Source organism: Acidobacteriota bacterium (genome assembly GCA_003225175.1).
Classification (GTDB): Bacteria; Acidobacteriota; Terriglobia; order Terriglobales; family Acidobacteriaceae; genus Gp1-AA112.
Genome location: QIBA01000032.1, coordinates 1 through 16,353 on the forward strand (window position 1 = coordinate 1; position 16,353 = coordinate 16,353).

At 55.0% G+C, this 16,353-nt stretch carries 12 protein-coding genes; 8 read left to right on the forward strand and 4 right to left on the reverse strand.

Annotation, left to right across the window (positions count from 1 at the left end; translation table 11 throughout):
- The 4 genes from DMG62_03765 to DMG62_03780 all read right to left on the reverse strand — a co-directional run.
- The coding region (locus tag DMG62_03765; protein PYY24137.1) for a hypothetical protein at positions 1-183 on the reverse strand (183 nt) is incomplete at its 3' end.
- Positions 180-383, reverse strand: coding sequence for a hypothetical protein (locus tag DMG62_03770; protein PYY24138.1), 204 nt, complete (start codon positions 381-383; stop codon positions 180-182). The genes DMG62_03770 and DMG62_03765, both read right to left, overlap by 4 nt.
- A gap of 350 nt (positions 384-733) precedes the next feature.
- Entirely contained in the window at positions 734-3,499 is a 2,766-nt protein-coding gene (locus DMG62_03775) for a hypothetical protein (GenBank protein PYY24139.1), read from the reverse strand.
- A gap of 152 nt (positions 3,500-3,651) precedes the next feature.
- On the reverse strand, positions 3,652-4,422 hold the full coding sequence (locus tag DMG62_03780) for a hypothetical protein (protein ID PYY24140.1): 771 nt from the start codon (positions 4,420-4,422) through the stop codon (positions 3,652-3,654).
- A 229-nt stretch (positions 4,423-4,651) separates the two neighbouring features.
- On the opposite strand from DMG62_03780, the gene DMG62_03785 reads away from it, so the two are divergent.
- The 8 genes from DMG62_03785 (at position 4,652) to DMG62_03820 (ending at position 16,331) form a co-directional block, all read left to right on the forward strand.
- Positions 4,652-5,050: a hypothetical protein gene (locus DMG62_03785; protein PYY24141.1), complete on the forward strand. Its 399-nt coding sequence runs from the start codon at positions 4,652-4,654 to the stop codon at positions 5,048-5,050.
- On the forward strand, positions 4,989-5,972 hold the full coding sequence (locus DMG62_03790) for a polysaccharide deacetylase (GenBank protein ID PYY24142.1): 984 nt from the start codon (positions 4,989-4,991) through the stop codon (positions 5,970-5,972). Before DMG62_03785 ends, DMG62_03790 begins: the two co-directional genes overlap by 62 nt.
- A 6-nt stretch (positions 5,973-5,978) precedes the next feature.
- Positions 5,979-6,197 carry a hypothetical protein gene (locus tag DMG62_03795; GenBank protein PYY24143.1) on the forward strand — a complete coding sequence of 73 codons (219 nt, stop codon included), beginning with the start codon at positions 5,979-5,981 and terminating at the stop codon, positions 6,195-6,197.
- Positions 6,198-6,251: 54 nt separating this feature from the next.
- The gene (locus tag DMG62_03800; GenBank protein ID PYY24144.1) at positions 6,252-6,584 is read left to right on the forward strand and encodes a PadR family transcriptional regulator; all 333 of its coding nucleotides are present in this window, start codon (positions 6,252-6,254) and stop codon (positions 6,582-6,584) included.
- A gap of 15 nt (positions 6,585-6,599) precedes the next feature.
- The gene (locus DMG62_03805) at positions 6,600-7,535 is read left to right on the forward strand and encodes a hypothetical protein (protein PYY24145.1); all 936 of its coding nucleotides are present in this window, start codon (positions 6,600-6,602) and stop codon (positions 7,533-7,535) included.
- A gap of 42 nt (positions 7,536-7,577) precedes the next feature.
- Positions 7,578-10,265: a hypothetical protein gene (locus tag DMG62_03810; GenBank protein ID PYY24146.1), complete on the forward strand. Its 2,688-nt coding sequence runs from the start codon at positions 7,578-7,580 to the stop codon at positions 10,263-10,265.
- 436 nt (positions 10,266-10,701) lie between these two features.
- Positions 10,702-13,767: a hypothetical protein gene (locus DMG62_03815; protein ID PYY24147.1), complete on the forward strand. Its 3,066-nt coding sequence runs from the start codon at positions 10,702-10,704 to the stop codon at positions 13,765-13,767.
- 170 nt (positions 13,768-13,937) lie between these two features.
- On the forward strand, positions 13,938-16,331 hold the full coding sequence (locus DMG62_03820) for a phosphoketolase (GenBank protein ID PYY24148.1): 2,394 nt from the start codon (positions 13,938-13,940) through the stop codon (positions 16,329-16,331).
- Positions 16,332-16,353 lie beyond the last annotated feature (22 nt).

The window sequence follows — 16,353 nt, forward strand, 5'->3', positions numbered from 1 at the left end:
AGGTACTTCTGAAATCGTTTCGGCTACATCGGAAGGAAGCTTTGGGTCGCTTAAGAGCTCGGTGAGCACAACCGGCACCATCACCACTTGGCGATCTTCCAGGGCACGGTCGAGCAGTTGTGCGTCCTCGCCACGGCTCCCGTCAAAAAACGCGATCCAGGTGCTTGTGTCGGCTGCGATCACCGGTCGGCCTTCAGCTCCGTCAACCTTCGCGAGAAGCGAACCTTGCCTCGCAGCTTGCGCAGGCGCGCGTAAGTTCTCGAGGCCGCAACCAGTTGTAGTCCAGTACGAACGGTCTGAGTAACCCCTGTACCGCTGGCTTGCTGCGCTCTTTCAAGAAGCGCCACCGGTACCTCCACAGTGATCTTCCGGGCAGTATCCATAGTGCCTCCGATGGTACCATATTCGATACCAGCACTGAATATGGTGTTTCGTGTTTGCCCTGGCAGCAGTTGCCAGAAATCCCGAACCGCCAGAAATCCCCGGGACAGACGCAACGTAACATCGCGTCTGGTTCATAGCTAGTCTCGTTTTGAATCAACTCGTCCGTCCCCTCCGAGAAGTGACGCAACCATCCTCTTTGCCCACCCTCCGAAAACACAGAGGGTAGGGTAGCCACTTATGATTCATCCATCAAAAAGCGAGACTAGCGGGTAGAGCACCCGGCCAAAACCCGGAAACAAAGCACTGCTCAATTCGAGGGTGTTCCACCCGTCCTGAGATAGTAGCCGTTCTACGGTTTGGATTCCTGCAAGAGAACCGTGTCTGACGAAATGTGCCCGCGGACAACTCCGAGGCCCTTCCTGTCCGGTGTGAATCTGACTTGGAGTATCTGGTCAGATTTAAAGTTGGTGATCTGGTGCCCGGGTGAACCGTCGAGAGGTTCGACCCATATGTTGTCTACGCCTCCCACGCCGATGGGATAGGCGAGGCTCTTTCCGTCGGGTGTGAATTGTGGGCCGCCTGCCAGTCGCGGATGGGTATCGAGCACTCGAGAACGCCGCGTTTCTACATTGAGCAGGGCTACTTTGTTGCTGTACTCGTTCTTCTGCGGATCGAGAATGCCGACGGTAAATGCCAGCGTCTTTCCATCCGCTGAGATATCGTTATTCTGGCCGCTTATCGTTCCGTTTAGGTCCAATCCTCTGACGACGGTTTCCGGCGCGCCTGAACCCTCGATGGGAATCCGGCAAATCCGATTGCCACTACCATCGCGGTAGTAAACCCACTTCTGATCGGGAGAACAAACTGCGAGGTGGTCGTTGGCACCGCTCGTCAATTTCACCGGATTTGATCCATCTGGATTAATGCGCCAAATGTTGACATTGCTTCCACCGTTTTTCCGTCTCCAGGGGAAGACAATGTAGTTGCCGCAGGTTGAGGCAGTTGCCATGAATGAGCTGTTCTCGAGTGCGATCTGCGTGGCCGCAGCTTCGCCGGGCCGCAGCCGCCACAATCGAACGCCCTCGCTTGCCAGCAGAGTGCCGTCCGCCATCCAGCGAAAAAATCGCGTATCCGCTAACTCTTCTGGTACCTGCTTCACCTCCGGCTGGCTATTAGACAGTGGAACAATAGCGAACGTCTGGACAAACCTCGCCTGCACTGTTGCGAAAGTCTTTCCATCTGCAGATGCGCTCAGGCTCGAATATAGGTTCGCATCACGGGTAATCGGATGCATTTCCCAATTGGGATACTCAAGGAATGCAATTTGCGCCCGGGTCGGGGGGAACTGCGTGCCCTTCGGACTGTAGATTGTAAAAACTCCACTGCTGTCAGGTGCCCACGTCAATGCTCCAATAAATTTATCCGTGAATATTTTGGCGCGCTCGACTCTGCCCGAAGCGACGTCGAATAAAGCGACTCCATCCACTCCAGCCGAGTTATTGGCCGCAAACACGATATGCGATCCATCAGGAGACCATGCCGGGTGTCGGGGCATTTGGATCTCGGGTACGATCTGCAGGATCTTTTCGTCGCTTCCATCCATTGCAGCAGAGACGAAACGGGCCTTACCCACTTCAGGATCGTTGGCACGGGCAAAGACCATTCTGCTTCCGTCCGGGGCAAAGGCGACATCCGTATCGATGTCTCCGACAAGTTTCTGCGGAGTCCCTCCCAAAACGGGTATGCGATAGAGATTGAAGGCGTTATGGAGCGCGGTCTCTACTTTACGAAAATAGATATAGTTGGCGTCGGCGGAAAAGACGAGGCTCTCATATTCGGATGCAGACGGTGGCATGATCTGCGCGTCGCTGCCGGTGGCGATATTGTGTAGCTTGAGGCTTTGCAGGCCATTCTCCCTGACAGCGCTTAAGAGGAACTTTCCGTCCGGAGAAAGCGCGACAGCGACTACGTTTCCCGAGCTACTGACCTTCGTGATTGTGAAGTTCTGAAACGGGAAGGAACGCGGACGATGGAGCAGAGAGTAAACTCCGACACTGGCCACAGCCAGAATACTGACGAGGGCAACTCCCGCGCCAAACACACCCCACTTGTGCTGCCTGGCCACAGCGGCAACGACGGAGCTGCCGCTTGCTGACGTCGTTGATGCAGCGCCCGTCGACGCCTGCCGTCCAGACTCCAAATCGCGTTTCAGGCGCTGCAAGTCCGTGCGGAGTTCGGCAGCTTGCTGGTAGCGAAGGTTGCGATCCTTGTCGAGAGCCTTATTAATTATGTCTTCCAGTTTGACCGGAAGGTCATGGTTCAATCGTATGGGAGGCACCGGCGCACGGTTCAAAATGGAATCAAAGATCTCGCCCGAGCTGTCTCCGCGGAACGGCAATGCGCCCGTTGCCATCTCATACAGGACGGCGCCAAAGGAAAACAAATCCGTACGCGCGTCGAGCACTTTGGCTCGCACCTGCTCCGGAGACATATAAGCGATCGTCCCTACTGCTGATCCGGGGCTAGTCAGATGCTCGGCACTCGACTCCATGGTCGGGCCCGACAGCGCCGGTTCCAACTTGCGCGCGCCTACGGTTACCTTTGCCAGGCCGAAGTCCAGAATCTTGGCATGGCCACGCCGGGTCACGAAGATATTCGCGGGCTTGATGTCGCGATGGACAATTCCTTCGGCGTGGGCGGCATCGAGACCGTCGGCGATTTCAATGGCCAAGTCCAGGATGAAGCCTGTCTCCAGCGGAGAACCCGCGATGCGATGCTTCAGCGTCATTCCATCCAGAAATTCCATGGCAATGAATGCCTGCCCGTGCTGATCGTCAATTTCGTAGATCGTGCAGATATTCGGATGGTTCAGCGATGACGCAGCCTTTGCCTCGCGCTCAAACCGGGCGAGGGCCTGCGCGTCTTTGGCTACCTCGTCGGGCAGAAACTTGAGCGCTACAAATCTGCCGAGTTTCAGGTCCTCCGCTTTGTACACCACGCCCATGCCGCCGCCACCAAGTCTCTCGATGACGCGATAATGCGAGATCGTCTGGCCCAACAACGGGATGGCGTAGCCATGGGCGGGAATGTTAGGGGCGCTGCGAAGGCAAGTCAACTACTCTTTCCAAAGTAGAGGGAAAAGGGGATCGCTGTGCATAACACAAAAGAATCGCCCAGATCAGGCCGTCCCCTTTTGGTCCTCGGAAACCGCCGATGCTAGGGCACCCACTTTTTCTCCCGGCTAGGCCACCCGCCGGCGAATGCTGCCTACATACTCGAGCCAGTCGCGGCGGCTCGAGCCGCCGCGGTCTCGCGCTCCTTGATGTCGAGAAAAAGAAGCGTATTCAGCGTTCCAAAGACCACGGCAACCAGCGGAGCAACCAGGAGCAAGCAAAATCTGGAAACGAGTTTCGCTGCCTCTTGGTTTGCCAGACCAAGGGCAAAGATCGCGAAGAAGATCAGTATTGCGGTGAGCAGCAGCCCACCACCAAGGGCAAGCACTGCGCCTCTAGATTGCCGTACTAACGCGGCGCTCCGCCGCCACGCTGAGCGCATCCCTTTCCCTTCGAGCATGATTGCCGGGACGGCAAAGGTGGTGATCGCAAGCACCGCCAATCCGGGAAGCACAAAGACTTGAAACCCAAGAGTGGCTAACATTCCCACCGCAAACGATAGAGCGACCAAGCGACCCAGAGCCCGCACCACTCTCTGAAGCGCGCTACCAAACGACAGCTCCGTTCCTTCCTGCTCGGCAGAGACAATCTCGGAAATGCCGGCCAAGGCCAGCATCGGTGAAAGAAAAAAATAGGATATGTAGGAAAGTATCCAGGTAGATTTCATGAGCCAGCTCATGCTTTTCCAAACCTGGATCGGATCCAAGGAACCATCGGAGGCGGTAGATCCTGTCGTTCGTACCAGTAACATCAGCCCTGCGAAACTCAATGCGAACGGCCACAAGGAGACTCCAAACAACACTGTTCCCCGCCGCCCAATAATGCTCGCGGCACGCCCAATCAGCGAAGCGCTCCCAGTCGCCATTAGGCCGCCAGTGTATGTCGCGAAACGAAAATGTCAAGGCCGGATGCTCTACCCTCTGGGGGTTCAAGGGTGGGGTTGCGAGAATATATCGAGTTCGTGGTCTGGGGCAGTTCCGTTTTGGATAGATTCGCAATAAAGTTAGCAAGAGTCTTAAGTCTGAACGTGTGGCTATCCACCTTTGGCGAAACCAGCGAAGGACGGAACACCCGCACAGAGGTCGAGTTTCATTATGGAATATCTGATTGGGTTGATATTGGCTTTGGCGGTGGCTGGCTTCGCGGCGGTTTTGGGCTTTGACCGCGAGCGGGTCTTCTATCCGACGCTGCTGATCGTAATTGCCTCATACTATGCGTTGTTTGCCGTGATGGGAGCTTCTGTGCGAACACTCGTCATGGAAAGTGTCATCGCCGGTGGCTTCCTGGTTCTTGCGGTGGTCGGTTTCAAACGAAGTTTGTGGTTCGTAATCGCCGGCCTCATCGGGCACGCAGCCTTTGACTTCTTCCATCACTTGTTCATTGGAAATCCTGGAGTACCGCCGTGGTGGCCGGGTTTCTGTTTAGCATTCGATGCGACTCTGGGTGTCTTGTTGGCCATGCGCGTCATCAGGGAAGCCGCCCCGCAACGATAGAATGTCGATCATGCGGCGGATCTTACTCTGGGTAATTCTTCTCTTTTCCCTTGCCCCGGGTCGTGCATTTTCCCAGGGCGTGGCCATCACCTTCGATGATTTGCCGCTGAACGGCGAATTGCCGCCGGGCGTGACGCGAGTGCAAATCGTCAAGGATGTGCTCGCGATACTGAAGCAGCGCAAGACGCCTCAGGTTTTTGGTTTTGTGAATGCCAACAAGCTTGAGAATAATCCGGATGCAGCGGCTGCCTTGGCGGAGTGGGTCGCGGGTGGGGAGCGCGTCGGCAATCACACCTACTCCCACATGAATCTCCAGCAGAATACGGCGGAGGCATTCGAGCGCGATCTGGCTCAGGACGAGCCCGTTTTGGAACTGCTTTCTCCCGCAAATGATTGGCACTGGTTGCGCTATCCATTTCTTCGCGAAGGCGACACCATGGAGAAGCGCCGCGCCGTCCGAGGGTATCTGCGCGATCGCGGATACAAGATCGCACAGGTCACCCTCGACTATGAGGACTACGCCTGGAATACTCCGTACGCTCGCTGCGCGGCGAAGCGGGACGCACGATCGATGGAGTGGCTTATCTCGAATTACCTGAGCATCGCGTCGGCTTACATCGATGGCGATCGCGCCATGGCTAAGCTCGTTTACGGACACGATATCAACCATGTCCTGTTGTTGCATCTGGGCGCATTCAGCAGCACGATCCTGCCGCAACTTCTGGACATGCTGCAGGAAAAGCGCATGCGTCTCATAACGCTCGAGGAAGCAGAGAGCGATCCTGCTTACCAGATCGATCCTGATGTCCCAACCTCACGATTCGGCGATTCGTTGCTCGAGCAGATGATGAACGTGAAGAAGCTGCCTTACCCAAAGCTCCCGCCGAAGCCGTTCAAAGAACTGGAGAGCATCTGCCGTTAGAAGTGAATGCAGATCGCTGGTGCGAGATTTGTCCAGAGCGGTCGGCGAAGAGCTGAGTCCCACCTTCTATCCGCTGTCCCCCATTCTTCGGCTCCGCAAGCTGCGACTCCGATGTTCACATTCAGACGCACGTGTTCGGAATTGAACAATCTTGAAAGCGAATCCGTGTATCAGTTTCAGTTGGAGCTGTCTGCTGAGAGTGACTTAAGCGGATTTTCCTATTGATTCTCTATAGGTCGCTAACCTATCCTCCTACAGAACGTCGATAGGAGCGTGCACGTGGCGCCTGAACAAACCGCATTACTGCAGGGAACTCTGGATCTGCTCATTTTGAAATCTCTCGCGCTTGACCAGATGCATGGACTGGGAATTGCAAGACGGGTTGAGCAGATTACCAGGGGAACTTTTCAAGTAAAGCCCGGATCGCTTTTTCCTGCTTTGCACCGCATGGAAGAAGAAGGCTGGGTAACGTCGGAATGGGGCGAGTCGGAGAACAACCGCCGAGCGAAGTACTACCGGCTTACGAAAACTGGACGCAAACAACTCGAGACTGAAAGTGAGCGCTGGAGTCGCATTTCGCTAGCCATCGCCCAGGCGCTGGCAAGTTCTTAAATCAAGGAGGATGCCATGAAGAGAAGGGAACTACTCAAGAACGCGGCAATGTTTGGTTTCGCGTCAGCCATGCCGCTGTCGGTGGCAAAGCTCAATTCCATTGTGGAGGCAGCACCAGAACGGAACACGCCGCCGCCGACTGCGAATCCGTTGCAACCGCCAAAAGAAGGGAGCATCCCAGTGGCTTTCGTGATCTCAGACGGAGCCGTGATGATCGACTTTGCGGGTCCGTGGGAGGTCTTTCAGGACGCAGGTATGGCCACGAACCCAGGCCAAATGGTGGAAGCCTTCAAGCTCTACACGGTGGCCGAAACCACTAAACCAATCAAGGCGAGCGCCGGGATGAAGATTATTCCTGACTACAGCATTGAGAACGCTCCAGCGCCGAAGGTAATTGTTATTCCCGCGCAACACCATGCAAGTAAGGCTGTCCTGGATTGGATTCGCAAATCCTCGCAGAGCGCTGACCTAACCATGTCGGTCTGCACAGGCGCCTTTGTCTTAGCTGAAACGGGATTGTTGTCGGGAAAGACGGCAACAACTCATCACAGCTCCTACAAAGTGATGGCCATGGAGAATCCCGACATTCACGTGAAGCGCGGAGCCAGGTTTGTCGAGGACGGAAACATTGCTACCGCTGGTGGGCTCTCGTCTGGAATCGATCTGGCATTGCGAGTAGTGGAGCGCTACTACGGCCGCGAAGCCGCTGAGCGCACGGCGTACGACATGGAGTATCAGGGCAAAGGCTGGATGAATCCGGATTCGAACGAGGCATACGCGAAGATCCCAGTTTCCACCGAAGATCATCCGCTTTGCCCGGTGTGCGAGATGGAAGTAAACGCGGCGGGTTCGCCGAAGTCAGTTTACAAAGGCAAGACATATCACTTCTGCATGCAGGACCATAAGCAGGCATTCGATGCTTCGCCCGACAAGTATCTGAATGCAACCTAGCGGCTTGCCGAAGTAGTCTAGTTCCAATCCGGGAATTATGCAATGAGCCAAGGATTAACACTCATGTCTCTTACAAAGATCGGCAGCTTTTTTCGCAACCTGTTTCGTCGGGAAGACATAGACGAACAGCTCGATCAGGAAGTGTCGTCGTATGTAGCACTGCTGGCGGATGAAAAGATGTCTACCGGCATGAGCCGCGAGCAAGCTCTCCGCGCGGCCAAGATCGAGCTCGGCGGATCCGACCAGGTGAAGGAGCACGTGCGTGAAGTGCGTGCCGGGGCATGGGCCGAGAGCCTCTTGCAAGATCTCCGCTTCGGCTGGCGGATGGTCATTCACAATCCAGGGTTCTCGGCGCTGGTAGTGCTCACGCTTGCCCTCGGTATCGGCGCGAATACTGCGATCTTCAGCGTTGTCTACGGCGTGTTGCTGCGTCCCCTGCCTTACACGGACGGATCGAAGCTTGTGGTGTTGAAGCAGCAGGCGACCAAAGCGAAGCTCAATAACGTGCCGTTCTCTCCCAAAGAGGTTTTCGACTATCGCGATTACAACCATACCTTGCAATCCGTAGTCGAGTATCACAGCATGTCCTTCCTCCTTTTGGGAAAGGACAGCGCAGAGCGGGTTCAGACTGGGGTTGTTTCCGCAAACTTCTTTGACGTCCTCGGAACCAAGCCGCTGCTGGGCCGAACATTCGTAGCGGCCGATGAGACCAAGGGCGCTGACGCCGTGCTGGTGCTCAGCTACGAGTATTGGCAGCGTCACCAGGGCGGTGATGCCAATGTTGTGGGCAAAGTATTTCAGATGAACAACCGCCCGCACACCGTCATTGGTGTTCTGCCTCCGATTCCTCAATATCCGTCGGAAAACGATGTCTACATGCCGACCACGCAATGCCCATTCCGGTCGAATCCACGAACAATTGAGAACCGGCAAGCGCGAATGCTGCCGGCTGTTTTTGGCAGACTCAAGCCCGGCGTATCTCTGCAGTCGGCACAGGCAGATCTGTCGACGATCGCCCGTCAACTCGAGAGCTCTTATGCAAAGGACTATCCAAGCGGATATGGTTACGGACTGACAATAGCTCCATTGCAGGACGAGCTGATCCAGCGAGCTCGGTTGACGCTAATCGTGCTTCTTGGAGCTGCGGGTTTCGTTCTGCTCATTGCGTGCGCAAACGTGGCCAACCTGATGCTTGCACGAATTCTGAAGCGAGAACGTGAACTGGCCGTGCGCAGCGCTTTAGGCGCCAGCAAGCTACGTCTAATACGCCAGCTATTGACCGAAGCGGTCATGCTTGCTGTTGCCGGGGGCGCTTTGGGACTATTGATCGCTCCTCCCGCTTTGGGATTGCTGGTGAAGTTTGCGGCACGCTTTACAACGCGAGCCGTTGAAGTGAAGATCGACTGGCCGGTGCTGCTGTTCACCCTCCTTGCCTCCATAGCAGCGGGAATTCTGGCTGGATTTGTGCCTGCAATCTCCTCCAGCAATCAAATTACTGACGTATTGAAGCAAGCTACCGGGCAGACGACCGCAAGTAGCAGTCGTCAGCGAATGCGAGCCGCGCTCGTGGTTGCTCAGGTGACAGTCTCCTTCATGCTGTTGGTTGGCGCAGGCCTTATGCTGCGTAGCATCGCGAATTTGCAGAGAGTGGATCCGGGATTCCGCGTGGATCACTTGCTTACTCTGCGAATGAGCGCAAATTTCTCGAAGTACACAACCAATCAGGCCTTCGAGCAGCTTGCCGATAACATATTACGTAGGGTGAGCACGGTCGGTGGTGTGCAGTCGGCAGCCATCGCGAGCAACTATCCGTTCAGCAAACAGGGGATCATTTCGGGACCTGGCAACACCGGCATACAGATCGAGGGCCGGCTACTTGCTCCGGGAGAGACGCCGCCGCAAATCGATCTAACACTGGTTTCTCCCGATTACTTCAACGCGATTCGCCAGCCGCTGCTTGCAGGAAGATTCTTTAGTGATCATGACGACCACAAGGCGATTATCGTCGGCATCGTGAATGACACGATGCGGCGGCACTTCTGGCCCACCGAAGATCCGATCGGCAAGCGCCTTTCTCTGGACCAGGGGCAAAGCTGGATCAAAATAGCCGGCGTAGTGGGTGATGCGCGAGAGTACGGCTTACAGCGCGATGTTCTGGACGAGCTGTACGTTCCGGTAAAGCAGTTCGGAGGCGCTGGCCAGCTTATTGTGCGCACTGCCACAGATCCTATGAGCATGGTTCCGCTGGTTCAGGCCGCTCTTCATAATGTCGATCCACAGTTGGCGATCGATCGAGTCGAGAGCATGGATCGTCTCGAACAAGATTCCATGAGTTCGCCTCGAACGACGACAATCCTGCTTGGAATATTCGCCGGACTTGCTCTGCTGATCAGCGCTACGGGCATTGCTGGTGTCATGGCGTTGTCAATCAATCAGAGAGCGCACGAGCTGGGCATACGTTTGGCTCTGGGAGAATCGAAAACTTCCATTCTGCAGATGGTCGTTCGCCAAGGGCTTGGCCTCGCCGTCCTCGGTACTGTTCTGGGAATCATCGGAGCACTTGCTCTTGCTCGGCTACTATCTTCGCTGCTCTACAAGACCAGTCCAACTGATGTTTCCACTTATGCTGCCGTCGCAGTTGTATTTCTTGTAGCCGCGGCAATCTCATGCTTTGTTCCTGCCCATCGAGTAACGCTGATCGATCCTTCGCAGGCCTTGCGTCAGGAGTGAGATGTGCCACTAGTGTGGAACCGAACTGGCACTAAGAGCCCTTGCGCATTTACTGCATCTACGTCCGCCGAAGGAAACAATAGTGCATCGCTATAGATACAGCCGATCCATCAATTTCTGCGCAGTCTCAGTTACAACAACGAAACTGTCATGCACTAACTATGTAGAGTAGTCCCCAGTCACGTTTGACACGGAATTTCTTCCGGCTCTCCCGCAGACTGAGGATGCTTTCCGACGTCGTCCCTGAGACTCCGCGCCTTGTCCCATCAATGTTGTTGAAGCGCCATGTTTCTCCGCTCGGAGTCTGGATTTCGTCGATGAACGTGTCTGAAAATTCGGGGACCAAATGGCGAAAAGAGTTCTGCGGTCAGGGGTAGGGACAGAGGTCATCGCCGCTGAGTTGTTCTCGCTAAGCACATATTAAGGAGAAGAGGCAATGTGTAGGAAATTATCTCTGTGGCTTTGTAGCTTGTTAGTTGCCGCCAACTGTGCATTTGCTCAAGTTACTGCCAGCTCGAGCATTCAAGGCACAGTCACTGATAAAAGCGGCGCTGCTATCGTCGGCGCAGAAGTTACGGTCACCAGCGCAGCAACTGGAGTAAGTCGCTCCATGAAGACCGGAGCGGATGGCAGTTATCGATTCGATCCACTATCAGTCGGAGTCTACAGCCTGTCTGTGAGCATGACGGGTTTTGACAAGGCACGCGCCGAGAGAGTGCAAACTCTGGTCGGATCCACCACGTCGCAAAACTTTACTCTCAACGTGGGTTCTGCAACTGAGACGGTCGAAGTGAGCGCGGAAGCTCCGCTAGTGGACGCGCTGAAAACCGACGTTAGTCAAAACATTACGCCGAAGGAAGTGCAGGATCTTCCACTGATCGGCCGCGATGTTGCGAACCTCGCGTACCTTACTCCCGGCGTGAAAGCCGCGGATTCCTACGATCCCACGAAGAATCGCTACGCGATTCTCTCCGTCAACGGAGACGGTGGCCGTAACGTAAACGTGACCGTGAACGGCGTCGATAACAAGGACAACACCGTCGGCGGGCCGGTAATGCAGCTTCCACTGGAAGCCGTGCAGGAGTTTGCCATCTCCACGCAGCGATTCTCTGCGGCCAATGGACGGTCAGAGGGCGCGGCGATCAACATGATTACCAAATCAGGATCGAATAATTACCACGGCTCGATCTTCGGCTTCTTCCGCGATCAGACATTCAATGCCGATCAGCATCCCCAGCCGGGACAGACCGCGAACCCGCCGTACTCGCGCCAGCAGTTCGGTGGCAGCATAGGCGGACCGTTCGTGAAGGACAAGCTCTTCGGCTTTTTTGCGTACGAGCGCCAGCGCGAGCACACCAGCATCCAGGAGAGCCCGGACACCTTCAACGAATTGACGCTTGCTCAGCCGCTGGGTGCGAAGCCGATCTCAATCGTGCCGACGCCATTTTTTGAGACGCGCTATAACGGACGTGCTGACTACATCATCAACTCGAAAAATACTGCCTATCTGAGTTATAACTCGCAGGGGAACGACAGCAACAACGATCAGTCGGATGGCTTCCAGGATGCCACCGCGGGAAATTTCACCACTAACCAGCTGCAACTGGCGAACCTGACGCTGAATTCAACCCTGTCGAACACGACAGTAAATAGCTTCACCTTCGGCTTCCAGTATTGGAACAACGTCATCGACAGCAAGATTCGCGTACCGCTGATCACCTTCCCGGGCGGCGGAAGCAACAACTGCGGCGCCGGCGGCTCTTGCTTCGGCACCAACGCCAACGTTCCCCAACAGTCGTTCCAGCGCAAGTGGCAGTTCAAGGACGACGTCTCGAAGAGCTGGAACAATCACAACTTCAAGTTCGGAGTGGATTACATTCACAATCCAACTCTGGGTGGATACTTCGAGTTCAATGACACGCTTGAGGTCGATTTTGGGGCAGATCCAAGCCAAATCACGACTGACAAAGCCAATTTTCCGCAAGGATTCGCTTCTCCAGGTGCGGTTGTCGGAATGTCCATTTCGAATGGCGATCCGGCGACGAACGTTCCAGGCGGAACCAAGCAATTCGGAACTTACTTCCAGGACGATTGGAAGATTTCAAGGCGCTTGACGTTGAATCTCGGCCTGCGTTGGGACAAGGACTTCAACTTTATCGGCGGCTCGGCGATCGACAAGAGCCGCACTTTCCAGGAACTGGTTGCGATCTCCAGCATCAGTCCACTAGCCAAGCAGTTCACCTCAAGAAAACCAAGTGACGACAATAAGAACTTCAGTCCACGAATCGGTTTCGCTTACGATCTGACCGGAGCTGGAAAGCATGTCCTTCGTGGAGGATTCGGTCTTTACTACGGAAACATCTTCCAGAATATCCCCTTGTTCATGGAGCAGATGAGCAACGCCACCATCTTCCAGACTCAGTTCTCAATCGGGACTCCCGGAGAGGTCGTTCCCGGAACAGGAATTCCGTTGGGGAACTACCGGTATGGGGTCGATCCGCTGCCGACAGTCGGTCCTCCGTCGAGCCAACTTCTTGATGGCAGCACTGGACGCATCATGGATCCGCTCTACCAGAACCCGATGACCGAGGAAGAGAACATTGGCTATAGCTGGCAACTTAACAACTCTTCGGTATTCGAAGCCGAGTATGTCCATGTGCTTGGCCTACACCTGAATAAAACCATCAACATCAATCCGCAGTTACCTTTGGTCGGTGATGGCACTACCCGTCCGCTTGACGCGGCATTTGCGGCAGCAGGGGTTCCCGTACTTCATAGTGTGCGGGACGAGCAATCGATTGGGCGCTCACGCTACGATGGCATGAACCTCAGCTACAGGCGGCAGATGGTTCGCCACTTCTCGTTGCGAGCTAACTATACCTTGGCGCGCGCAATGGCGTACGGCGATACCGGAACGTCATTCCGCCACTATCCGCGCGACCCCCACAATCCATTCTCGCCGTTTGAGTACGGTCCAACCTTCAACGATGAACGTCATCACCTGACTCTGAGTGCGGTTGCCGACCTGCCATGGAAGATTCAGTTCGCCCCGATCCTCCAAGTGGGTTCTGGGCGTCCTTACAATGCTGCGGCTCCCACGGATACGCTCGGTTTCGGTTCGGGTGAGGACAATCGCGCTGTAGTCGTACCGAACAGCAGCCCGAATACTTTCATGACGAAAGCTGCTGGGCAAGCCTGCTACTTTGCTGGAAGTTGCCACCTGGTGCCGTTCAACAACTTCCGTGGAGATACCTTCGCCCAACTTGATGCGCGATTGAGCAAGAACTTCAAGATAGGCGAAAAAGCCAACGTGCAGATCATGGCTCAGGCATTCAACTTGACCAATCGCGCTAATTACGGCAATGACGTCAACACGAACGTCAACGGTAAAGATAAGAACGGTAACAACAACTTCGGTACTCCTGCCGGATTCATCAATCCAACCAGCACGAACATTCCGCGCTCGTTGGCAGGTGAATTCGGATTCCGCTTCAGCTTCTAGTCGAACAAGTCTCTGACTGCTTTGGGCCGGCATTGCCATGCCGGCCTTTTCTTTTTTATGGCCGCTGTGATCCAGGTCACGAAAGGGTAACCTAATGGTCGATAGAAGTGAACTTTGCCGACATCGGAACATCCAAAAACCATCGTTGAACGAAGGAAGAAGGTGTTGGAATGCCATACGCGGAAACAGTAGAAGAACACAAGACTTCAACTCATCCCCTAAGTGACGAGGAAGTGCAGCGAATGCACGCCTATTGGCGCGCAGCCAATTACCTGACCGTCGGGCAGATCTATCTTAAGGACAATCCTCTTCTTGAACGGCCGCTCACAGCAGACGACATCAAGCCGCGGCTACTGGGTCATTGGGGAACGACGGCGGGCCTGAATTTTATCTACACCCACTTAAATCGGCTTATCGTTAAGAACGATATCAACATGATGTACGTGATTGGGCCAGGACACGGCGGTCCCGGACTCGTAGCCCATACGTATCTCGAAGGCTCCTACACAGAGATCTATCCTGCCGTCGAGCAGAACCGTTATGGACTGTATCGCCTATTTCAACAATTTTCATGGCCATATGGGATTCCGAGTCACGTGGCGCCGGAGGTTCCCGGATCAATACATGAGGGCGGAGAGCTGGGATATTCATTGCTCCACGCTTACGGAGCTGCATTCGACAATCCCGGTCTGGTCGTCGCGTGCATTGTCGGTGACGGTGAGGCGGAGACGGGTCCCTGCGCCACCAGTTGGCACTCGAACAAATTCCTCAACCCAGTCAAGGACGGTGCGGTGTTGCCGATTTTGCATCTGAATGGATACAAAATCGCGAATCCCACTGTGCTCGCGCGCATTCCCGAAAATGAACTACTCGATCTGTTTCGCGGATATGGCTATCATCCGGTGCTGATTGCAGGGAGCGATCCTGCCGAGATGCATCAAATGATGGCGGCGAGTCTGGATCAGATTCTGGCTGACATTCAGTCGATTCAGCAGCGGGCGAGGAAGCAGCAGAACCCGGAGCGTCCCTCCTGGCCAATGTTGATCTTGAAGAGCCCGAAGGGCTGGACTGGTCCGAAAGAAGTGGATGGCAAGCCGGTGGAGGGAACGTGGCGCTCGCATCAAGTACCGGTGGATGACGTGCGTAAAAATCCGGCGCATCTGAAGATCCTTGAAGACTGGCTGCGAAGTTATAAGCCGGAAGAGCTCTTTGATAAAGACGGCAAGGTCCGCGACGAAATCACTTCGCTTGCTCCCAAAGGCCGACGTCGGATGGGCATGAACCCACACGCAAATGGTGGACTCTTGCTTGAGCCACTCACTATGCCGCACTTCCGCGACTATGCGGTCAAGATCGATCGTCCGGGCACAGTCGAAGCTGAGGCGACGCGGGTGCTTGGGCGATTTTTGCGCGATGTTCTAAAGCTCAACGAGGAGAAGCGCAATTTCCGCATCATGGGGCCTGACGAGACTGCGTCCAATCGGCTTGATGCTGTTTTCGAAGTTACTGGCAAGGAATGGGAAGCGGCCATCGAGCCGGTAGATGTGAACCTGGCCCGTGACGGCCGTGTAATGGAAGTCTTGAGCGAGCACATGTGCGAAGGCTGGCTCGAAGGTTACCTACTCACCGGACGTCATGGATTGTTCAATTGCTACGAAGCCTTCATCCACATCGTGGACTCAATGTTCAATCAGCATGCGAAGTGGCTGAAGACGACGCGACGTCTCACGTGGCGGAAGCCGATCGCTTCTCTGAATTACCTGCTCAGCTCGCATGTGTGGCGGCAGGACCATAATGGTTTTTCTCATCAGGATCCGGGATTCATCGATCATGTCTCGAACAAGAAAGCGGAGATCGTGCGCGTCTATTTGCCTCCGGATGCGAACACGCTGCTTTCGGTCGCAGACCACTGCCTTCGCAGTAGGAACTACGTGAACCTCATCGTCGCGGGCAAACAACCTGCATGGGTGTGGCTGGACATGGAATCCGCCGTGCGCCATTGCACAACGGGACTTGGAGTTTGGGATTGGGCCAGCAACGATGCAGGCAATCCTGATGTCGTGATGGCTTGCGCCGGAGATATTCCAACCTTAGAGACGCTCGCAGCAGTCACTGGCTTAAGAAAGCACGTTCCCGACATTCGCGTTCGCGTTGTAAACGTCGTCGACTTGATGGCGCTGCAGCCCTACGAAGAACATCCGCACGGCTTGCAGGACGAGGATTTCGACGCAATCTTTACTACCGACAAGCCCGTGATCTTTGCGTATCACGGCTATCCGGCTCTGATCCACAAACTCACGTATCGCCGCCACAATCACGACAACATTCATGTGCGCGGATATAAAGAAGAGGGAACCACGACGACGCCATTCGATATGGTCGTGCTGAATAACCTCGATCGCTTCCAACTTGAGCTCGATGCGATTCGCCGTATTCCGCGATTCGCGCACCTCGTTCCCGAGGCCACAGAACGCTACTACGAGCAGATGCAGCGCCACAAGATTTACGTGTCAGAACATGGCGAAGACATGCCCGAGGTTAAGGATTGGAAGTGGAGTTTGTAATTGGCTTATGTATCTCCGGCGG